This window comes from Bradyrhizobium sp. Leo170, from assembly GCF_004296405.1.
Classification (GTDB): Bacteria; Pseudomonadota; Alphaproteobacteria; order Rhizobiales; family Xanthobacteraceae; genus Bradyrhizobium.
The window spans coordinates 1-21800 of the sequence record NZ_PSRR01000077.1 but is presented as its reverse complement, the minus strand read 5'-3'; the positions used below and the strand labels follow the sequence as shown (position 1 = coordinate 21800).

The 21800-nt window shown below is 64.3% G+C and carries 14 protein-coding genes, 1 pseudogene and 2 riboswitches; of the genes and pseudogenes, 7 read left to right on the top strand and 8 right to left on the bottom strand.

The genetic code is table 11. From position 1 onward, the window contains the following. Nucleotides 1–26 precede the first annotated feature (26 nt). From CWO89_RS15750 to CWO89_RS15740, 3 genes are all read left to right on the top strand, one after another. The gene (locus CWO89_RS15750; protein ID WP_130579704.1) at nucleotides 27–1523 is read left to right on the top strand and encodes a sigma-54-dependent transcriptional regulator; all 1497 of its coding nucleotides are present in this window, start codon (nucleotides 27–29) and stop codon (nucleotides 1521–1523) included. Between the two features lie 417 nt (nucleotides 1524–1940). After that, entirely contained in the window at nucleotides 1941–4214 is a 2274-nt protein-coding gene (locus CWO89_RS15745; protein ID WP_130579703.1) for a L,D-transpeptidase scaffold domain-containing protein, read from the top strand. 261 nt (nucleotides 4215–4475) lie between these two features. Beyond that, a complete protein-coding gene (locus tag CWO89_RS15740; RefSeq protein WP_245476319.1) occupies nucleotides 4476–6089 on the top strand; it encodes a peptidoglycan L,D-endopeptidase MepK in 1614 nt (537 codons plus the stop codon). 225 nt (nucleotides 6090–6314) lie between these two features. Here CWO89_RS15740 and CWO89_RS15735 read toward each other — a convergent pair whose 3' ends face one another. Both CWO89_RS15735 and CWO89_RS15730 read right to left on the bottom strand, forming a co-directional pair. Further along, nucleotides 6315–6584: a DUF2312 domain-containing protein gene (locus tag CWO89_RS15735; RefSeq protein WP_028163653.1), complete on the bottom strand. Its 270-nt coding sequence runs from the start codon at nucleotides 6582–6584 to the stop codon at nucleotides 6315–6317. 281 nt (nucleotides 6585–6865) lie between these two features. Then, entirely contained in the window at nucleotides 6866–7168 is a 303-nt protein-coding gene (locus CWO89_RS15730; RefSeq protein WP_130579701.1) for a DUF1244 domain-containing protein, read from the bottom strand. Nucleotides 7169–7365: 197 nt separating this feature from the next. Between CWO89_RS15730 and CWO89_RS15725 the strand changes: the two genes are divergently transcribed. Continuing rightward, nucleotides 7366–7956, top strand: coding sequence for a DUF1036 domain-containing protein (locus CWO89_RS15725; RefSeq protein WP_165421175.1), 591 nt, complete (start codon nucleotides 7366–7368; stop codon nucleotides 7954–7956). Continuing rightward, entirely contained in the window at nucleotides 7953–9389 is a 1437-nt protein-coding gene (gene pyk / locus CWO89_RS15720) for a pyruvate kinase (protein WP_130579700.1), read from the top strand. The genes CWO89_RS15725 and pyk overlap by 4 nt, the downstream gene beginning before the upstream one ends. Nucleotides 9390–9515: 126 nt before the next feature. Here the strand turns inward: pyk and CWO89_RS15715 are convergent, their stop codons facing one another. From CWO89_RS15715 to CWO89_RS15705, 3 genes and pseudogenes are all read right to left on the bottom strand, one after another. Continuing rightward, the gene (locus CWO89_RS15715; protein ID WP_130579699.1) at nucleotides 9516–10190 is read right to left on the bottom strand and encodes a TetR/AcrR family transcriptional regulator; all 675 of its coding nucleotides are present in this window, start codon (nucleotides 10188–10190) and stop codon (nucleotides 9516–9518) included. A gap of 180 nt (nucleotides 10191–10370) precedes the next feature. Continuing rightward, nucleotides 10371–11498 carry a ribonucleotide-diphosphate reductase subunit beta gene (locus tag CWO89_RS15710; RefSeq protein WP_130579698.1) on the bottom strand — a complete coding sequence of 376 codons (1128 nt, stop codon included), beginning with the start codon at nucleotides 11496–11498 and terminating at the stop codon, nucleotides 10371–10373. Between the two features lie 23 nt (nucleotides 11499–11521). Then, nucleotides 11522–14397: pseudogene (locus CWO89_RS15705) on the bottom strand (ribonucleoside-diphosphate reductase subunit alpha). Between the two features lie 115 nt (nucleotides 14398–14512). After that, a riboswitch (cobalamin riboswitch) is annotated at nucleotides 14513–14731 on the bottom strand. A 132-nt stretch (nucleotides 14732–14863) separates the two neighbouring features. Then, a riboswitch (cobalamin riboswitch) is annotated at nucleotides 14864–15066 on the top strand. A 107-nt stretch (nucleotides 15067–15173) separates the two neighbouring features. Between CWO89_RS15705 and metE the strand changes: the two are divergent. Both metE and CWO89_RS15695 read left to right on the top strand, forming a co-directional pair. Then, nucleotides 15174–17504, top strand: coding sequence for a 5-methyltetrahydropteroyltriglutamate--homocysteine S-methyltransferase (gene metE, locus CWO89_RS15700; protein WP_130579697.1), 2331 nt, complete (start codon nucleotides 15174–15176; stop codon nucleotides 17502–17504). A gap of 50 nt (nucleotides 17505–17554) precedes the next feature. After that, nucleotides 17555–17752 carry a hypothetical protein gene (locus CWO89_RS15695; protein ID WP_130579696.1) on the top strand — a complete coding sequence of 66 codons (198 nt, stop codon included), beginning with the start codon at nucleotides 17555–17557 and terminating at the stop codon, nucleotides 17750–17752. 319 nt (nucleotides 17753–18071) lie between these two features. Here CWO89_RS15695 and ftsH read toward each other — a convergent pair whose 3' ends face one another. From ftsH to ybgF, 3 genes are all read right to left on the bottom strand, one after another. After that, a complete protein-coding gene (gene ftsH / locus CWO89_RS15690) occupies nucleotides 18072–19994 on the bottom strand; it encodes an ATP-dependent zinc metalloprotease FtsH (RefSeq protein WP_130579695.1) in 1923 nt (640 codons plus the stop codon). A 262-nt stretch (nucleotides 19995–20256) separates the two neighbouring features. Then, nucleotides 20257–21276 carry a tRNA lysidine(34) synthetase TilS gene (gene tilS, locus CWO89_RS15685; RefSeq protein WP_130579694.1) on the bottom strand — a complete coding sequence of 340 codons (1020 nt, stop codon included), beginning with the start codon at nucleotides 21274–21276 and terminating at the stop codon, nucleotides 20257–20259. Nucleotides 21277–21322: 46 nt separating this feature from the next. Continuing rightward, the coding region (gene ybgF, locus CWO89_RS15680; RefSeq protein WP_130579693.1) for a tol-pal system protein YbgF at nucleotides 21323–21800 on the bottom strand (478 nt) is incomplete at its 5' end.

Here is a 21800-nt window from a genome sequence, read left to right as displayed (position 1 = left end):
GATAAGCGTAACGCGCGGGGAAAACCATGGTTGCCACCATTTTGATTGCCGATGATGACGCAGTACAGCGCCGTCTGGTTGAAAACATGGTGCAAAAATGCGGCTACCAGCCCCTCGTAGTCGACAGCGGCGACGATGCCATCGCCGCACTCACCGCCCAGGAAAACCAGACCATCGATGCGGTCGTGCTCGACCTCGTGATGCCCGGCCTCGACGGCTTGGGCGTGCTCGCAAAGATTCGTGACGCTGGTTTGAACGTCCCCGTCATCGTGCAGACCGCACATGGCGGCATCGACAACGTGGTCTCGGCGATGCGCGCCGGCGCCCAGGATTTCGTCGTCAAGCCGGTCGGCTTCGAGCGGCTGCAGGTATCCTTGCGCAACGCGCTGAACACTTCTGCACTCAAGGGTGAATTACAGCGCATCCGCCACAGCCGCGAGGGGCGGCTCACGTTCACCGACGTCATCACCCGCAGCGAAGCGATGACAAGCGTGCTGCGCACCGCGCAGAAGGCCGCCTCATCAGCCATTCCGGTATTGATCGAAGGCGAATCCGGCGTCGGCAAGGAATTGTTCGCCCGCGCCATCCACGGCAGCAGCGAGCGCAAATCGAAGCCGTTCGTCGCGGTGAACTGCGGTGCGATCCCCGACAATCTCGTGGAGTCGATCCTGTTCGGCCATGAGAAGGGCGCGTTCACCGGCGCCACCGAACGCCACATGGGCAAGTTCGTGGAAGCCCATGGCGGCACACTCTTCCTCGACGAGGTCGGCGAACTGCCGCTGACCGCGCAGGTGAAGCTCTTGCGTGCGCTGCAGGAGGGCACGGTGGAAGCCGTCGGCGGCCGCAAGCCTGTGAAGGTCGACGTCCGCATCATCTCCGCCACCAACCGCAGATTGCTCGAACTGGTGAAAGCCGGCCAATTCCGCGAGGACCTATTCTACCGCCTGCACGTCTTGCCGCTGACGATTCCTCCGCTGCGGCAGCGGCGCGAAGACATCCCGCATCTGCTGCGGCATTTCCTCGCGCGCTTCAACGCCGAGGAAAACCGCAACATCACCGGCATCAGCGGCGAGGCGATGGCGCATCTTTCGCAGCTCGATTGGCCCGGCAACATCCGCCAGCTCGAGAACACGGTGTATCGCGCCGTGGTCATGAGCGATGGCGACCAGCTTGACCTCGCCGACTTCCCGCAGGTCACCGCGCATCAACTTGCCGACCCGAATCCGGCGCATGGCGAGCCGCTGATCGTCGCCCCGTCGACGGCGCCCGCGATGGTATCGGGTAATGATATACCAATCGCTCCGTTGCCTGCCGCGGGCAGCCTCTCGATGCTGACCAGCAGCGGCGACGTGCGGCCACTGGAAGAGATGGAGAACGAGATCATCCGCTTCGCGATCTCGCATTATCGCGGGCAGATGTCGGAGGTCGCGCGGCGCCTGAAGATCGGCCGCTCGACGCTCTACCGCAAGATCGACGAAGCCGCGGCAAATGACTCCGCCGACGGCGCCGGCGGCACCAATTGAGCCGATCGGCGTTTATGCCCCAGAGCGGGCATTAGGTCGTGGCTTCGCATGCTCAGTCCGGAACCTATTGAACCGTGGCTTGGGGGTGACAGACAAACGGGGTGCCGCGTGGCAAAAATCGCGCAAGATCGAGTGCAAGTGGTTAATCAAGGTCAGTTTGTCGTGAGTTGCCCCGCATGGCGCTGGCTGCATGAAGGGGGCGTATGTATCGTCTGCGTTGATTTTGTTGCGTGCAGGCGTGAAGCAGTTTTGATCGAGTGAGGCCAGCGCTTCCGCGCAATCTCAGGGCATGATCCGGGAAGGTCATGCTCGAACAAATCGAGCGTGATGACGGCTCTAACGAAGCGTCATCAGGCTCCAGGACCATGATGTGAGAACTGTTCCAATGCCGGGCAGTTCGCCCCAGGGGGTGTGACGATGCGTGACTGTTCGAAAGGCCGTACCGGATTCGACCGCGTGCTGATGGCCGTCGCCGCGACGTTCCTGACGGTCTCCGCGACCTCAGCGCTGGCCCAGTCGGACGCGCCGCGCGGCAGTGCCGCAGAACTCGCGATCGACGCCGCAATCCCGCGTCCCGAGCCTGCCAACGTTCCGCCGCCGACCGCGGCCGATATCAAGCTGGACACCACCGCCTCGGTGCCGGATGCGACGAAGGACGCCATCACGCCGAGCGAACCCGACGCCGCCACCAAAACCGCTGAGCCCAAGCTCGAATCCAAGCCGGCCGATGTCGTCACCGCGCCCGCCGCCGAACCGAAGCCGAGCGACGTGGCGAAGGACGCGCCCAAGGACACGGCGAAGGACACGGCGAAGGAGCCAGTCAAGAACGACACCGCCACGGTGACGCCTTCAGCCGGGCCCGCTCCTGCGACCGCCGCCGCTCCTGCGTCCGTCACGGCGCCTGCTCCGGCAACCGCCAACGCGCCTGTAGCCGAGCCCGCCAAAGAGCCGGTCAAGGCTGCGAGCAACGTGCCGGCGGAAGATCAGCTGGTTGCCGACAAGCTTCGCGAGACGCTGGCCAGCAAGACGCTGCGCACCTTTGACCGCAAGAACGAGCGCGCCGCGGTCGAGAAGTTCTACTCCGCGCGCGACTATGCGCCGGTGTTCACGCAAGGCGGCAAGCTGACCGCAACCGGCAAGGGCGTGATCGCGCGGCTCAAGGACGCCGCCTCCGATGGCCTCAACCCGGAAGACTATCCGGTGCCGGAGTTTGCCTTGGCCTTCTCCTCGCCCGACGCGCTGGCGGAAGCCGAGCTGAAGCTCACCGCCAGCATGCTGGATTATGCGCGTCAGGCGCAGAGCGGCCGGATGCACTGGTCGCAGGTCTCGGCCGACATCCTCTATCCCGAGCATCCGATCGATCCGTCGGAAGTCCTCGCCAACGTGACCGGCGCGAAGGACGCCTCCGCCGCGCTGGACAGCTACAACCCGCCGCACAAGCTCTACCGCGAGCTCAAGGCCAAGCTCGCCGAGTTGCGCGGCCAGGGCGATGGCCCGGCGATCGAGATCACCGAGGGGCCGGTGCTGGCCTACAAGCCCGCCACCAAAAAGCAGCCGGCGGATGTGCCGGAAGATCCGCGCGTGCCGCAGCTCCGCGCCAAGCTCGGCGTCAACGAGAATCCGGATGACACGCGTTACGACGCCAAGGTCGCCGAAGCCGTGCGCAAATTCCAGCGCAGCGTCGAGCTGAAGCCTACCGGCGTGCTGGACGATCGCACCGTGAAGGCGATCAACAGCCCGAAGCGCGACAGGCAGATCGACACCGTCATCGTCAACATGGAGCGCTGGCGCTGGCTGCCGCGCCAGCTTGGCGCGGCTTCCCTCGGCAACGCCTATGTCATCCTCAACATCCCCGACTACACGCTGCGGGTGATGCAGAACGGTGCGCCGGTCTGGACCACGCGGGTCGTGACCGGCAAGCCGGGACAGCACGCCACCCCGCTTCTGACCGAGACGATGAAGTACATCACGGTCAACCCGACCTGGAACGTGCCGCCGTCGATCATCTACAACGAATACCTGCCGGCCCTGCAGCAGGATCCGACCGTGCTGCAGCGGATGGGCCTGCGGCTCGAATACGGCCGCGACGGCTCGATTCACATCTCGCAGCCACCGGGTGAAGCGAACGCGCTCGGACGCATCCGCTTCAACTTCCCGAACAAGTTCCTGGTCTATCAGCACGACACGCCGGACAAGAACCTGTTCGGCAGGGAAGAGCGCGCCTTCAGCCATGGCTGCATGCGCGTGCAGAACCCGGACCAGTACGCTTCCGTGCTGCTCAACATCACGATGACGGACGAGCGTTGGACGCCGGAGCGGATCCGCAGCATGTATGGCTCGAGCGAGATCGACCTGAAATTCCCGACCCCGATCCCGGTCAACATCACCTATCAGACCGCGTTCGTGGACGATGCCGGCAAGTTGCAATTCCGGAAGGACGTCTATGGCCGCGACGCCGGCATGCTGGCGCTGCTCAAGAACAACCGCGGCAAGGACCTCGAATCAGTGGTGGCGCATGCGCAGCCGAACTATTCGCGCCCGAGCCGCAACAGCCTGCCGCCCGGCGTCAGCATCGCCAGCGAAAACACCAATTCCGGCCTGAACTTCTTCGAGCGGCTGTTCGGCGGCGGCCAGCCCGTGCCGCCCGCTCCGATTGGGCGCGGACAGTCGCGCGGGGTGTTCACCCGTTAATCCACCGCTCCCGGAACGCGCCAGATTCCAGAGCAAAATCAATGATCCCGCCCGCCCGGCGGGATCAATTACATTAACCATTATTCATTTGGCGCGGGTGGCGGCGCTTTTTCGCCACAGTCAACAGTTTAGGTGAGAGCCAACTTGGGAAACGGGATGGTAAATCTCGGTTAACCGTCCCGCTTTAAGAATGCGTTCACCGCCTTTCGCCGGGGTCTGCGAAAGAAAGGTCGAACGCTCGACGACTGGGTGGGCTCATCGGTGCTGGCTGTACGCACACGCCACTATAAACTGCTGTCGTTCCCGAAAGCCGGATGTCAGGTCGGGCTGACGTCGCTATTGCTGCTTGCAGGCGCCGGATCGGTTCACGACGCCACCGCCTTGAACGAGACCCGCACCCTCTCCTTCCACCACACCCATTCGAACGAAGACCTCACCATCACCTTCAAGCGCGACGGCCGCTACGACGAAGACGCGCTGAAGAAGCTCAATCACTTCTTGCGCGACTGGCGCACCCAGGACGAGACCACGATGGATCGTCGGCTCTTCGACATCCTCTGGGAAGTCTATCGCGACGTCGACGGCAAGCAGCCGATCAACATCATCTCCTCCTACCGCTCTCCCGCTACTAACGCCATGCTCCGTCGCCGCTCCTCCGGGGTGGCGCGCTTCAGCCAGCACATGCTGGGGCATGCGATGGATTTCTACATTCCCGGCGTGCCGCTCGAGCAGATCCGCTATGCCGGCCTGCGCCTACAGCGTGGCGGTGTCGGTTTCTATCCGACCTCCGGCTCGCCTTTTGTTCACCTCGACACCGGCTCGATTCGCCACTGGCCACGCATGACGCATGACCAGTTGGCGAGGGTGTTCCCGGACGGCCGCACCGTCCACGTCCCCTCCGATGGCAACCCGTTGAAGGGCTATGAGCTTGCCCGCGCCGACATTGAGCGGCGCGGTAATGGCGATGGCTCGTCGTCCGGCGGCGGCAAGATCGGCGGCTTCCTGACCGCGCTGTTCACGGGCAAGCCGGCTGCCGGCAGCGACGAGGACGACGAGGGCGCAGCTACGTCGGCTGCCGTCGAGAAGCCCGCGCCCGTCCTGGCTTCCGCCAGATCTGCCGACTCCAAGTCGGCCGACCCCGTGCCGATGCCACGCGCAAAACCGCAATTCGCCTCGACGATCCAGCTCGCCGCAGCCGACGCCCAGATCGTCCCGGCCGCAAAGGCCAAGCCGGCAGCGCCGGCGCCCGCCGAGAAGTCCGAGCCGAAGCTTGAGACGCCTGCCGACATCATCAATGCCCGCGGCTTCTGGGGCGACGATCTACCGGCAGCGAAACAGGCAACCGCCGCGCAGATCGCAGCCTTCAAGGCACGCGAGGCGGTCGGTGCCACCGATCCGGTGGCCACTGCCAGCGTGTCGGAGAATTTCAACAAAGCGCTCGCCTATGCCCCGGCGAACTCGTCGGTTGACCGTAGCAATGTCGTTGCCGCCTCCGCGCCGGTCCCACGCAGCGTCCGTCCGAGCCGCAATGCCGGCGCCGCCGCAACCGAGATCAACACCGTGGTCGCCAAGGGCGCGCAAGGTCAGGGCAGCGTGATCTCGACCTCGACTCGCATCTCCGCCGCCAAGGGCAACGATCTCTGGATGCGCGTGGTGATGTTGGCGCCGAGCGCGAGCAACGCCATGCTGACCACCGTGCTCGGCGATACCGACATGACCATGATGCGCGCCCATTTCGTCAAGCCGCAGGCCGCGATCAACATGACCTTCTCAAACGATCCGATGATGGGCATGAGCTGCGACAGCTTCACCGGCTCCGCCACCGCAACGCTTCCGACGACCTCCTTCGTCGTCCGCACCGCCGCGCTGCGCTGATTCGCCTCCGCAAATTCAGTGTCGTCCCCGCGAAGGCGGGAATCCGCCGCTGTCTGACATCGAAACGGAATCCTTTCCGTCATTGCGAGCGGAGCGAAGCAATCCATGCCACCACTTGCGGAGACATGGATTGCTTCGTCGCGTTGCTCCTCGCAATGACGGCGGTGTCCGGGGTCGCGCTTCGCTTGCCCGGGACGACAGGGGTGTAGTTGCGCGGCTAAGGCCTCAGATCATCCCCAGCGCTTGCATGTAGGTCTCGATGATCGTCTCCTGTTCCTGGCGCTCGTTCGGATCCTGCTTGCGCAGGCGCACGATGGTGCGCAGGGCTTTGACGTCGTATCCGTTGCCCTTGCTCTCGGCATAGACGTCGCGGATGTCGTCCGAGATCGCCTTTTTCTCTTCTTCCAGCCGCTCGATGCGCTCGATGATGGCCTTGAGCTGGTCTTTTGCGAATCGGGTCGCGGGTTCTTCTTTGACGGCAGCGGAGGTGGCCATCGGGTACTCCTGAAATGGAACTGGTGTTGAGGCGTCCTGAGCGGTATGCGCTCCTCACGCATCGCGTGTCGGAAATGACCCTCAAGTTTGGGACGCCTCCCGTCAAGGAAACGTCGCGCTCATCCACAGCGCGCCCACAAGAGATGCTGGTAGAGTCGGTGGTTACACGGTGATTCTAGTGGATACGCCGAAAATCGTAAGGGTGGGCAAAGCGCAGCGTGCCCACCTTCCTTGCACCGACCGTGAATGGTGGGCACGCTGCGCTTTGCCCACCCTACAGCTCAGTGCCCGGGGTGCGCCTTCTTCATCGCAGCCAGTTGCTCCGGCGTCGCCGTGCCCTGGTATTTTGCCTTCCACTCCTCATAGGGCATGCCGTAGACGGCCTCGCGGCTCTCATCCTTGCTGATCGCGACACCCTTGGCGTCGGCCTCTTCCTTCATCCAGTTGGAGAGGCAATTCCGGCAGAATCCGGCGAGGTTCATCAGGTCGATATTCTGGACGTCGGTGCGGTCCTGCAGATGCTGGACCAGGCGCCGGAAAACGGCGGCTTCCAGCTCGGTCCTGGTCCTGTCGTCAATGGTCATGGCCGTCATCCCGGTTTGTGATTCCCAGCATATTGATATCAGGTGGGATTCGTCACAGATTTTGCCACATCGCTGCGCAAAACAGCATGAAATCGGGTGGGATCGGCGGTTTTCGATGGCAGAAGTCCGCCTGCCTTCCGTTGACAGGCGCCGCCGAGCCACGCGAAATCGTCAATGATTCGGTGTAGCTTCGCCTCATGATCGTACTGGATTCCCTTCCCCTCCCCCCTCGTCTGCTTGCCGGTCTTCTGCCCGTGCTGGCGCTTGTGGCGGCGTGCCTGTGGACCAGCCCCGCGGCGGCCGATTTCCGGCTCTGCAACAATACCGCCAGCCGGGTCGGCATCGCGCTCGGCTACAAGGACGCCGAGGGCTGGACCACCGAGGGTTGGTGGAACATCTCCTCGCGCTCCTGCGAGACCTTGCTGCGGGGCAATCTGGTCGCGCGCTATTATTACATCTACGCGCTGGACTATGACCGCGGCGGCGAATGGTCGGGCCAGGCCTTCATGTGCTCGCGCGACAAGGAGTTCACCATTCGCGGCACCGAGAATTGCCTGGCGCGCGGCTATGACCGCACTGGCTTCTTCGAGGTCGATACCGGGGAGCAACGGGCGTGGACCGTACAACTGACGGAAGCCAACGAGCAGCCGGCGCAGAAGGTGCCGGGAATGCCGGGCGGGGTCGCACCGGGGACTCCCCCAGTGCCAGGCCTGCCCAATCCACCGGGCGGAACGCCTCCAGGCGCGTCTGGTCTACCTCCAGCCGCACCGCCCGGAAGCAAGCAATGAGAAGACTACGTCGGATCAAGATCCTCGCGACCTTGGGTCCCGCCTCCTCCGACAGCGCAATGATCCGCAAGCTGTTCGAGGCCGGCGCCGACCTCTTTCGCATCAACATGAGCCACACCCCGCATGACAAGATGCGGGACCTTGTGAAGACCATCCGCAATGTCGAGTCCAGCTACGGCCGGCCGATCGGCATCCTAGTCGACCTGCAGGGGCCCAAGCTCCGGCTCGGCGCCTTTGCCGAGGGCTCAGTGCAGCTCAACAACGGCCAGAGCTTCGTGCTCGATTCCGACAAGACGCCGGGCGACAGCACCCGCGTCAACCTCCCGCATCCGGAGATCCTGGCGGCACTGCGGCCCGGCCACGCGCTATTGCTCGATGACGGCAAGGTGCGGCTGATTGCGGAAGAGACCTCGCCCGACCGCGCGGTGACGCGCGTGGTGATCGGCGGCAAGATGTCGGACCGCAAGGGCGTCAGCCTCCCCGACACCGACCTGCCGGTGTCGGCGATGACGCCGAAGGACCGCGCCGATCTCGAGGCCGCGCTGACGACGGGCATCGACTGGATCGCACTGTCCTTCGTGCAGCGCGCCGAGGACGTCCACGAGGCCAAGAAGATGATCCGCGGCCGCGCCGCCGTCATGGCGAAGATCGAGAAGCCGCAGGCGATCGACCGGCTGGCCGACATCATCGAGGCATCCGATGCGCTGATGGTCGCGCGCGGCGATCTCGGCGTCGAGCTGCCGCTGGAGCGCGTGCCGAGCCTGCAGAAGCAGATGACGCGGATGGCGCGCCGCGCCGGCAAGCCGGTGGTGGTCGCGACCCAGATGCTGGAATCGATGATCCAGGCGCCGGTGCCGACCCGCGCCGAGGTCTCCGACGTCGCCACCGCCGTCTATGAAGGCGCGGATGCAATCATGCTCTCGGCGGAATCGGCTGCCGGCAAATATCCGGTGGAAGCGGTCACCACCATGAACCGCATCGGCGAGGAAGTGGAACGCGACCCGACCTATCGCGGCGTGCTCACCGCGCAGCGCGCCGAGCCGGAGCAGACGGTGGGCGATGCGATCGCGGATGCCGCGCGCCAGATCGCCGAGACGCTCGACCTCTCGGCGATCATCTGCTGGACCTCGTCAGGCTCGACCGCGATCCGCGTCGCGCGCGAACGGCCCAAGGTGCCGGTCGTTGCGATCACGCCGAACCTGGCGACGGGCCGCAAGCTCTCGGTCGTGTGGGGCGTGCATTGTGTCGTCGCCGAGGACGCGCGCGACCAGGACGACATGGTCGACCGCGCCAACTCCATCGCGTTCAGGGATGGCTTTGCCCGCGCCGGCCAGCGCGTGATCATCGTCGCCGGCGTCCCCCTCGGCATCCCCGGCACCACCAACATGGTCCGAATCGCCTCCGTCGCGCCCCAAAGCGACACGGAGAAGTGACGGGCGTTCGTACGGCGCATAACCTCGTAGGGTGCGCAAAGCGCAGCGTGCCCACCATTCCGGAACGCAACTGTCGACAGATGGTGGGCACGCTTCGCTTTGCCCACCCTACTTCGCTCTTGGCGCCTACGCCCCCACCAGCGCCTTCGCGGGCGTGGTGGCCTGCACCACGAGGCCGCGGGCGCGGGCGTCCATGACGCCGACGGCGCGCAATGCGAGCAGCGTCACCGTTTGCACGGCGTCGCGCAGCTTGGCGGGATCGTCGAGATTGTCGGGCGCGAGCGGCCCGACCAGCGACTCATGCAGCGCGCCGAGCAGCGCAGTGGCGGCGAGCGCGGTGTCCTGCGCCGGCAGGTGGCCGGCGCGCACCGCGGCATCGATCCGGGTGGCGATTTCGCCCGCAATCTCGCGCCGGCTGGCAAGCCGCGAGGCGGTGACGTCGACATCGACAGGCTCAGCCAGGATGCCCCAGGCGAGCTTGCGCTGCGACAGCACATGGACGGCAACCGTGGTGACCGCGGCGGCCAGCGCCGAGGACGGCCCCGGCGCAGCATCGGCCGCCCGGCGAATCGCGGCAAGCTCGTCGCGCGAGACCTCGGCGATCAGTTCGGAGATCAGATCGGCCTTGGACGGGAAATAGCGGTACACGGTTCCGGCCGCGACATGGGCGCGGACCGCAACCGGGGCGATCTGCACCGCGGCCATGCCGCCATCCGCCGCCGCCTCGCGTGCCGCAGCCAGAATGGCGCTGCGCCGGGCGGCCAGCCGCTTTACCACTTGATGGGTTCGCCGATAGACCATGGCGCGGTTCCCGTCCCCAGGCTCTCGCCGGCTCGGGATCGGCCGAACGAGACTTCACTATTTTGGGCGATCGAGCGCGGATCGCTGCAAAAGATGAACACCTATTCATGGCGTCTGGCAAGACGGATTTGTGCCGTCTGGAATGCACAAAAAGAAGGGGTCCCACCGCCGGGACCTTGGTTACTCCCAGCTTAACGCGCCGCCGTTCTGGTATTCGATCACGCGGGTCTCGAAGAAATTCTTCTCTTTCTTCAGGTCCATCGCCTCCGACATCCAGGGAAAGGGATTGTCGGCTTCATCGAATACCGGCGCGAGCCCGAGTTGGGCGCAACGGCGATTGGCGATGAAGTGCATGTAGGTTTCGCAGAGTGCCGCGTTCAATCCGAGAAAGCCGCGCGGCATGGTGTCCCGCCCATAGGCTGCTTCGAGCTCGGCCGCCGTCCGCACCATCTCGCGAATCTCCTCCTGGAACGCCTTCGTCCAAAGATGCGGATTCTCGATTCGGATCTGGTTGATGACATCGATGCCGAAGTTCAGGTGGATGGATTCATCGCGCAGGATGTACTGATACTGCTCGGCGATCCCGACCATTTTGTTGCGCCGGCCGAGCGAGAGGATCTGCGCGAAGCCGGTGTAGAACCACATGCCTTCGAAGATGACGTAGAAGGCGACGAGGTCGCGCAGGAACGCCTGGTCGGCTTCCGGCGTCCCGGTCCTGAAATCGGGATCGTCCAGATGCTGTGTATGCTTCAGAGCCCATGCCGCCTTGTCCGTGATCGAGGGCACCTCGCGGTACATGTTGAACAGCTCGCCTTCATCGAGCCCCAGGCTCTCGACGATGTACTGGAAAGTATGGGTGTGCACGGCCTCCTCGAATGCCTGCCGCAATAGATATTGCCGGCATTCCGGATTGGTCAGATGGCGATAGATCGCCAGCACGATGTTGTTGGCGACGAGGCTTTCGGACGCCGCGAAGAAGCCGAGATTGCGCTTGATCGCGCGGCGCTCGTCCTCAGTCAGGCCGTCGCGCGATTTCCACAGCGCGATGTCGGCCTGCATCGAGACTTCCGTCGGCATCCAGTGGTTGTTGCAGGCGGCAAGATATTTCTCCCACGCCCATTTGTATTTCAGCGGCAGCAACTGATTGACGTCGGCGCGGCAGTTGATCATCCGCTTGTCGTCGACCGAGACACGGCCGCCATGGCGATCGATGGCGCCGAGGCCGGTCTGGTTGCCGGCTGCGGCGAGGTTCATGACGGGGATGGCCGCGTGGCGCGCGGGCGCGGTGGGCTCTGACCAGTCGAGCATGGTGTTATTCCTTATTCCGCTGTTCACTGGCAGGCTTCGCATTCGGGATTGTCGATCGAGCAGGCGATGGCGCCGGACAAGTCCGGGGCGGTGGACATCGCCGGGGCAACTGTAACGGCGTTGAGCTTGCCGTCGGTGCCCTTCAGCGTCGACTTCTCGACATGGGTGGCGCTGCGCGAGCGCAGGTAATAGGTCGTCTTCAGGCCGCGCTGCCAGGCCAGGCGATACAGCGCATCGAGCTTCTTGCCGGAGGGGTTGGCGATATAGAGGTTGAGCGACTGCGACTGGTCGATCCATTTCTGCCGCCGCGCCGCCGCCTCGATCAGCCAGGCGCTGTCGATCTCGAACGCGGTCGCGTAGAGCGCCTTGACATCATCGGGGATGCGGTCGATCGCACCGAGACTGCCATCGAATATTTGAGATCGCTGACCATCACCTCGTCCCACAGCCCGCGCGTCTTGAGGTCGCGAACCAGGAAGGCATTCACGACCGTGAAGTCGCCGGACATGTTGGATTTGACATAGAGATTCTGGTAGGCGGGCTCGATCGATTGCGCCACGCCGCAGATGTTGGAGATGGTTGCCGTCGGCGCGATCGCCATCACGTTGGAATTGCGCATGCCGACCGTCTTGACGCGCTCGCGCAAGCCGTCCCAGTCCAGCGTGCGCGAGCGATCCATCGCGACTTCACCGCGCGCTTCGGCAAGCAGCTCGATCGAATCGATTGGCAGGATGCCCTGGCTCCACAGCGATCCCTCGAACGACGGATAACGGCCGCGCTCGGCGGCGAGATCGACGGAAGCCGAGATCGCGTGATAGGCGATCGCCTCCATGCTGGTGTCGGCGAAGGTGACCGCCGCCTCGGACGCAAGCGGGATACGAAGCACATGCAGCGCATCCTGAAATCCCATCAACCCGAGGCCGACCGGCCGGTGCCGCAGGTTGGAGCGCCGTGCCTCGGGGATGGTGTAGAAATTGATGTCGATGACATTGTCGAGCATCCGCATCGCGGTCGCGACCGTCCGCTTCAGCCTGACCGAGTCGAGCCCGCGCTCGCCGATATGGTTGAGCAGGTTGATCGAACCGAGATTACAGACCGCGGTCTCCTCATCCGAAGTGTTGAGCGTGATCTCGGTGCAGAGATTGGAGGAATGGATCACGCCGACATGGCGCTGCGGCGAACGCAAATTGCAGGGGTCCTTGAAGGTGATCCAGGGATGTCCGGTTTCGAATAGCATGGTCAGCATCTTGCGCCAGAGATCGACCGCGCGGATCTTCTTGGATACGCGCATCTCGCCGCGCGCGGCCTTGTCTTCGTAGGACGCGTAGCGCTCGGCAAAAGCCTTGCCGTAGAGATCATGCAGATCGGGCGTCTCGTCCGGCGAGAACAGCGTCCATGCGCCATCGGCCTCGACGCGCTGCATGAAGAGATCGGGCACCCAGTTGGCGGTGTTCATGTCATGGGTGCGGCGACGATCGTCGCCGGTGTTCTTGCGCAGGTCCAAAAATTCTTCGACGTCGATGTGCCAGGTCTCGAGATAGGCGCAGACCGCGCCCTTGCGTTTTCCGCCCTGGTTGACGGCGATCGCGGTGTCGTTGGCAACTTTAAGGAACGGCACCACGCCCTGGCTCTCGCCATTGGTGCCCTTGATGTGCGCGCCAAGCCCACGCACGCGGGTCCAGTCATTACCGAGGCCGCCGGAATATTTGGCAAGCAGCGCGTTGTCCTTGATCGACTTGAAGATGCCGTCGAGATCATCAGGAACAGTGGTGAGAAAGCAGGACGACAGTTGCGGCCGCAGCGTGCCGGAATTGAACAGCGTCGGCGTCGACGCCATGAAGTCGAAGGAGGACAGGAGATTGTAGAACTCGATCGCGCGTGCCTCGCGGTCGATCTCGCGCAATGCCAGACCCATGGCGACACGCATGAAGAAGGCTTGCGGCAATTCGATCCGGTCGCCGCGGACATGCAGGAAATAGCGATCATAAAGCGTCTGCAAGCCGAGGAACTGGAACGCGAGATCGCGCTCCGGCTTCAGCGCCGCGGCGAGCTTGTTCAGGTCGAAGCGGCCGAGCTCGGGATCGAGCAATTCGGCGCGGATGCCGGCCTTGATATAGACCGGGAAGTATTCGCCATAACGCACGGCCATGTCCGCCTGCGACGCAGTGGTTGGTGCGCCCTGCACGAAGGACAGCACTTCGGTGCGGAGCTTGTCGAGCAGCAGGCGCGCGCTGACATAGGCGTAATTCGGCTCCTGCTCAACCAGCGTGCGCGCCGCCATCACGCTGGCGAGCGCGAGTTCATCCTGGCTGATGCCGTCATACAGATTGCGCTGGATTTCTGCCACCACAGGCGCGGCATCGACGCCGTCGACCCCGGCGCAGGCCTCGCCGACGATCATCGCCAGCCGCGCATGGTCGAGCGGCACCTTGTTGCCGTCCGCGAGCGTGACGTGGATGATTGGGCCGGCCGCGGCCTTTGCTGATTTCGCGGCCTGCTGCTCGGCGCGCTGCCGCGCCCGCTCCTCGCGATAGAGCACGTAGGCCCGCGCCACCTTGTGATGGCCGCTGCGCATCAGCGCCAATTCAACCTGGTCCTGGATGTCTTCGATATGAAAGGTGCGGCCTTCGCTCATCCGGCGTGACAGCGCGCCGACGACTTCGGCGGTCAATTCCTCGACCGCTTCGTGCACGCGGCGCGACGCAGCCGCCGTATGACCCTCGACCGCGAGGAAGGCCTTGGTCATTGCCACCGAGATCTTGCCGGCATCGAATTGCGACACCGTGCCGTTGCGGCGGATCACCTGCATCGGCAGCCGCGCCTCCGGCGCCGCGATCGATTCGGGGCGCAGGTGAATGAGAGACGACGCGGTGGCTTCGCGATCGAGAGAGAGTGACATCTTGCAGACCCCGTGATGTTTGTTGGGGCCGGATGCCGGAGGCGACGCTGCGTGATGATGCCGGCGGTGCACCGGCATGAGCCTGCAAGCGACCGCCGGGACACCCCGCCCGTGGACGTTATTTGCTGTCACGGCAGGTCTCCTGGCTCGCAGGTCGGCGTTACTCCCCGTCTTCCCAATGCGATCCCGCATCAGTGACGTCTAAAGTCGGGAGCAACTCACTGCTTACAGTTGCGGGGGCAGCGCCGGATTCTCGCGATAAATGCGCGATCACTGGCTTCCCTCTTAGCCACCACTCCTTGCGTCATGATGGACCGTGACAGCTACATCTGGTGCGATTTGGGGAATGGTGTCAATGGGACGTATGGGCGAAGCGCAAAAATTTCGGCCCATGCCGTTGACGCTGTGAACAACCGGCGCCACGCGCACGTGATGTCATCCGAGTTGACGTTCGCGCGATCTTGCCGGTAAGTGAACGCGTCGTGGTTCTTCGGAGAGATCTTTTTTCCGGAGCTAAGAGGGAAGCCGGTGTGAAGCCGGAGCTGCCCCCGCAACTGTAAGCGGCGAGCCGCGGTCCACAATTGCCACTGAAGCCTGCAAAGCTTCGGGAAGGCCGGACCGCAGCAACGACCCGCGAGCCAGGAGACCTGCCTCGACAACATACACGTCCTCGGGCGGGGTGTCCCGGTGGTGCGGTTGCGATTCCGTGCACACCTCGCGCAGGGAATCCAGACGTGTCACTACGGCCTTTGCCCCCAACTCATGGGGTTAAGCCAATGTCTTCCACTTCACTTGCTGTTGCATCTCTCGGAACGCCGCGGATCGGTCCGCGCCGTGAACTGAAATTCGCGCTGGAACGCTTTTGGTCCGGCGCATCGGACGAAAAGACGCTGATCGAAACCGGCATCGGGCTCCGTGCGGCCAATTGGGCGCGGCAGAAGAAGCTCGGCATCACCGTGATCCCGTCGAACGATTTTTCGTTCTACGATCAGGTGCTCGACACCTGCGCGATGGTCGGCGCGATCCCGGAAACCTATGGCTGGACCGGCGGCGCAGTGCCGCTTGCGACCTATTTCGCGATGGCGCGTGGCACCAGGGCCGACGCGCATGACGAGGCCTGCGGACATGCCCATCACGCGCACGGCGTAGCGGCGCTCGAAATGACGAAATGGTTCGACACCAACTATCATTACATGGTGCCGGAGCTTCGCAAGAACCAGTATTTTGCGCTCGCCTCGCGCAAGCCGATCGAAGAGTATCAGGAGGCGAAGACACTGGGTTATCAGACGCGCCCCGTGCTGATCGGCCCGGTCACGTTCCTGAAACTGGCCAAATCCAAGGACGCGCATTTCGACACGCTGTCGCTGCTCGACAGGCTCTTGCCGGTCTACATCGAAGTGTTGCGCGAGCTCGCTGCCCGCGGCGCGGAATGGGTGCAGATCGACGAGCCCTGTCTCGCAACTGATCTGGATGCCGCAGCTCAGCAAGCCCTACGGCGCGCCTATTCCGGAATCGCCAAAGCAGTGCCGGACATCAGGATCATGCTGGCGACCTACTTCGGCGGGCTCGGCGGCAATCGTGCGGTCGCGTTTGACCTTCCGGTCGCCGGCCTGCATCTCGATCTCGTGCGCGCGCCTGAACAGCTCGGCGATCTCATGGATGTTCCGAAGCAGCGCGTGCTGTCGCTCGGCGTGATCGACGGCCGGAATGTCTGGCGCGCGGATCTGAGCCGGATCCTCGATCAGCTCGAGCCCGTTGTCGCAAAGCTCGGCAAGGAACGCGTCCAGATCGCGCCATCGTGCTCGCTGCTTCATGTGCCAATCGATCTCGCGCTGGAGACGAAGCTCGATCCCGAGGTGAAGACCTGGCTCTCATTCTCGGCGCAGAAGCTCGAAGAACTTGCCGCCCTCGGCGCAGCTCTTGGAAGTGGCCGGGCCCATGCGTCCGAAGCGATCCGAGCATCCGATGCCGCCGCGGCCGCGCGCAAGATCTCGCCGCGGATTCACGATGCGAAGGTTGCCCAGCGTCTCGCCGCCATCGATGACGGCACGCGCCATCGTGCCAGCCGGTTCGCCGAGCGCGTCGAGGTGCAGCGCGAGCGGTTCAACCTGCCGCGCTTCCCGACCACGACCATCGGCTCCTTCCCGCAGACGACCGATGTCAGGAACGCACGCGCCGCGCATGCCAAGGGCGCACTCAGCGATACCGCGTACAAGACCTATCTGCAGCATCAGACCGCGCGCGCCATCCGTTGGCAGGAGAGCATCGGGCTCGACGTCCTGGTCCATGGCGAGTTCGAGCGCAACGACATGGTGCAGTATTTTGGCGAGCAGCTTTCCGGCTTCGCCTTCACCGAACTCGGCTGGGTGCAGTCCTACGGCTCGCGTTGCGTCCGGCCGCCGATCCTCTACGGCGACGTCTCGCGACCGCAGCCGATGACGGTCGAATGGTGGCAATTCGCGCAGTCGCTGACGACAAAGCCGGTGAAGGCGATGTTGACCGGCCCCGTGACCATCCTGAACTGGTCGTTTGTCCGCGACGACCTGCCGCGCAGCGAAGTCTGCCGACAGATCGCGCTCGCTATCCGCGATGAGGTGCTCGATCTCGAGATGTCCGGCGCCGGTATGATCCAGATCGACGAGGCAGCGCTGCGGGAAGGCCTGCCGCTGCGCAGGTCGGAATGGAAGGCCTATCTCGATTGGGCGGTCGACAGTTTCCGCATCTGCGCCTCCGGCGTGCAGGACGAAACCCAGATCCACACCCATATGTGCTACTCCGAGTTCAACGACATCATCGACGCCATCGCGGCGATGGACGCCGATGTCATCTCGATCGAGACCTCGCGCTCGAAAATGGAATTGCTCGACGCCTTCCGAAATTACCGCTACCCGAACGAAATCGGCCCCGGCGTCTACGACATCCATTCACCGCGCGTGCCTGACATTGGCGAGATCACCGATCTCCTCAAGCTCGCAAGGCAACGGCTCTCCGACACCCAGCTCTGGATCAATCCCGACTGCGGCTTGAAGACCCGCAAGTGGGAGGAGGTGCGTCCGGCGCTCGCCAACATGGTGGCCGCCGCGCGCGAATTGCGGTTGCTTGCCTAAACAGTGAGGCCCCGTCTCGTATCCTGCGGCGGCTCAAGAAGGAGAACCCCATGCGCTTCTGGATTCAATGCACGAGGTTCGAGACGGGGCAGCCCATCCACATCAACATCGCGCTCGTCGGCAGCATGTGGCGCGACGGCGAGCGCACCGTGCTTGCCTTCGTCGGCGGCGATGGCGAGAGGATCGATGTCGCCGAAACGCCGGAGCACATTCTGGCCGTGCATCTCGGCGCGCCCGGGAGGGCATGACGATATGCAGTCGGTTAATAACGTCATTGCGAGAAGCAAAGCGACGAAGCAATCCATTTCGCCGCTTGCGGAGGTATGGATTGCTTCGTCGCTTGCGCTCCTCGCAATGACGGTGTCGTCCTGGCGAAGGCCAGGACCCATAACCACCGATGCCTGTTGTGGAGCGAGCAAGCAGATACGGCTTTGCGCACCACGAGCACCTGTGGTTATGGGTCCCGGGTCAAGCCCGGGACGACGACGGAACGTGGTCGGGAGCAATCAAAAAGCAAAAGCCCGGCGCGAGGCCGGGCTTCTGTGCGTCTTGCCTCTCTGATCGCGCTTACGCCTGAGGCTGCGGCTCCAGGCCGGGGTCCGGATCTGGGCGCGGGCGCGACTTGCCGGCGGGCGGCACGGCGGAGGCGCGCGGCGTGGTCGGCTCGAGCACGGACTCGCGGTTCGGCTTCTTACCCTTCAAGAGATCGACGATCTCGTCGCCGGTCAGCGTCTCGAACTCGAGCAGGCCCTTGGCCAGTGCTTCGAGATCGGCGCGCTTCTCGGTGAGGATTCGCGTCGCCTCGTTGTAACCTTCCTCGACCAGGCGCTTGATCTCGGAATCGATCTTCTGGACCGTCGCCTCCGAGGCGTTCTGGGTGCGCGACACCGACATGCCCAGGAAGACCTCGTCCTGGTTCTCGCCATAGGAGACGGTGCCAAGCTCTTCCGACAGGCCCCAGCGCGTGACCATCATGCGCGCCAGACGTGTCGCCTGCTCGATGTCGGAGGCCGCGCCCGAGGTGACTTTCTCGCGGCCGAACACCAGTTCTTCCGCGACGCGGCCGCCCATCATGATGGCGAGCCGCGAGGTCATCTGCTCCAGCGACATCGACAGCTTGTCGCGCTCCGGCAATTGCATGACCATGCCGAGTGCACGGCCGCGCGGAATGATGGTCGCCTTGTGGATCGGGTCGGTAGCGACGACGTTGAGGCCGACGATCGCGTGGCCGCCTTCGTGATAGGCGGTCAACAGCTTCTCTTCCTCGGTCATGACGAGCGACTTGCGCTCGGCACCCATCATCACCTTGTCCTTGGCCTCTTCGAACTCGGCCTGCGTCACCATCCGCTTGTTGCGGCGGGCGGCGGTCAGCGCGGCCTCGTTGACGAGGTTCATCAAGTCGGCGCCCGAAAAGCCCGGGGTGCCGCGTGCGATGGTCTTCAGGTTGATATCGGGCGCCAGCGGCACCTTGCGGACGTGAACCTTCAGGATCTGCTCGCGGCCGACGACGTCAGGATTCGGCACCACGACCTGACGGTCGAAGCGACCGGGCCGCAGCAGCGCCGGATCGAGCACGTCGGGCCGGTTGGTGGCGGCGATCAGGATCACGCCCTCATTGGCCTCGAAGCCGTCCATCTCGACCAGCAACTGGTTCAGCGTCTGCTCGCGCTCGTCATTGCCACCGCCAAGGCCGGCACCACGGTGACGGCCGACCGCGTCGATTTCGTCGATGAAGATGATGCAGGGCGCATTCTTCTTCGCCTGCTCGAACATGTCACGCACGCGCGACGCACCGACGCCGACGAACATCTCGACGAAGTCAGAACCGGAAATGGTGAAGAACGGCACGTTGGCTTCGCCCGCGACCGCGCGCGCGATCAGCGTCTTGCCGGTGCCGGGAGGGCCGACCAGCAACACGCCGCGCGGAATGCGTCCGCCCAGGCGTTGGAATTTACCGGGGTCGCGCAGGAATTCGACGATCTCCTGCAGGTCCTGCTTGGCCTCGTCGACGCCGGCGACGTCCTCGAACGTCACCCGGCCATGCGCCTCGGTCAGCATCTTGGCGCGCGACTTGCCGAAGCCCATCGCCTTGCCGGCGCCGCCCTGCATCTGTCGCGACAGGAAGATCCACACGCCGATCAGCGCGATGAAGGGCAGCCAGGAGACCAGGAGCGAAACGAACCACGGCACGTTGTCGCCCGGCGGCTTCGCAGTGATCTGCACCTTGCCGTCATAGAGGCGCTTCACCAGCGTCGGGTCGTTCGGCGCGTAGGTCTGGAAGCTCGAGCCGTTGGTGAAGGTGCCATGGATTTCCGGGCCCTGGATCACGACGTCGCGGACATGGCCCTGGTCGACTTCGCTGAGGAGCTGCGAGAACGAGATATCCTGCGAGGACGCGCGCTGACCCGGGTTCTGGAAGAGCGTAAACAACGCCAACAGCAGCAAGACGATAATGACCCAGAGGGCGAAATTCCGCAGATTGGCGTTCATTGATCTTCCTTCGTGGTCGCGCGGATCGCGGCCTCAAAACTATCCTCGGGCGGCCTGGGGCAGGCACTTCAGGAAATCCCTGGGAATCCCCCCTTCAGCGACTGCATACAATTTAGGTGCCGTGGGAGTATATGCCAAGGGAACTGCACAGGACTATTTAGCGCATCCTAACCCGATTCCCGGTCAAATAATGGCGCAAACGTCCGGGTTTTAGGGGGGTAGTTAAGCGGATATGACGGGAATTTTCCTATTCGCCTGAATATCAGCGGGCCCGGCTCCGGCGCGGTGGTGCCGGCTCGACCCGGATCCGCCCATTGGCGAGCCCAATGACCGCGCCGGCGAGCGTCTGCTTCAGCTTACCCGTCCCCTGCATCACCGCCTGATCGAGTGCGGTGAGCAGGGCCTCGACCTTGCCCAGTTCGGCCGGTCCCTCATGGCCCACGCGGTCGATCGCGCGTTTGAGCAGGCGCAGCCGGATCTCCTCGGGAAGGGCCACAAAGGCCCCGGCATCGAATCCGGGCGCCGCACCGCCATCGCGCAGCGCAAGGTAGCGCTCGGCACCATCAGCCAGCACTTCCACTGCGGCATTGGCCCGGGCGAGCCGCGCCGCGAGCCGCGCCAGGTTCCGGGCATCGCCACCCTCTGCAGCCAGTGCCGGCATCAGCACGCGCAGCCGCGGACGCGTGAACGCCGTGTCACGATTGGTCGGATCGACCGCGTAGCCGATCCTGGCTTTCTCCAGGGTTGCGACCAGCCGCGCCTTGGGAACAGCGAGCAGCGGCCGCGCCAACCTCACCCCTTCGCGCTCGGTCTCGCGCGCCATCGCGGCGAGGCCGGCGATGCCACTGCCGCGCAACAGCCGCATTAGAAGCGTTTCGGCCTGGTCGTCGCGGGTGTGCGCCGTGAGGATATGCGTCGCCCCGCTCGCACGGGCCGCTTCGGCCAGCAGGCGATAGCGCGCCTCGCGTGCCGCCTCCGGCAGGCCGCTGTTCGGCTTGGTGCCGGTCCAGCGCAGCGTCCGATGGGGCAGATCGAGCGTGCCGGCAAGGCGCTTGACCTCACGCGCTTCGCGCGCGGCCTCCGGGCGCAGGCCGTGGTCGACGGTAACTGCGATCAGCCGCGGCCCCTGCTTGAGTGTCCGGCGCCAGCGCACCGCGAGCCACATCAACGCCACCGAGTCCGGACCGCCGGACACGGCCAGAACGATCGCTGGCGCGCGCTTCCACTCGTCTAACAGACGTTTGGCTTCGGTTGCGGAAATCGCGCTATTGTCATCAGACATGGCGGTGCCATCGATCGCGGAGCCGAAAGGCCCCAGCGGCACCGGTTTAGCACTTGATCCGCTTCTGCTCACGGTCGACGGCGGCTCTGACGCCCGTGGAAGCCCGCGGATATTTCCGCGTCACTTCGCCGAGCGCGGCGCAGGCGGCTTCCTTCTCCTTCAGCGCCGCCAGTGACTGGCCAAGCCGCAGCAGTGCGTCCGGCGCCTTGGCCGACTTGTCGAATTTCGTGGTCACGCCGAGGAAGGACTCGGCGGCGTCACGATACTGCTGACGCTGAAAATAGCTCTCGCCGAGCCAATATTGCGCATCCGGGATCAAGGGGTCGCTCGGATATTTCTGGGAGAAATTCCGCATGGTTTCCTCGGCGAGCGCATAGTCCCTGCGCTGCATGTAGCCGATGCCGAGGTCGAACTCGTCCTTCGATGTCGCCGATGGCGGCAAGGTGGTCAGCGCGGCGGTGGCGCCGCCCCCTGCCGGTGCGCCGGCACTGCGTGGGCTGGTGTTGCCGAGGTCGAGCGTTCGC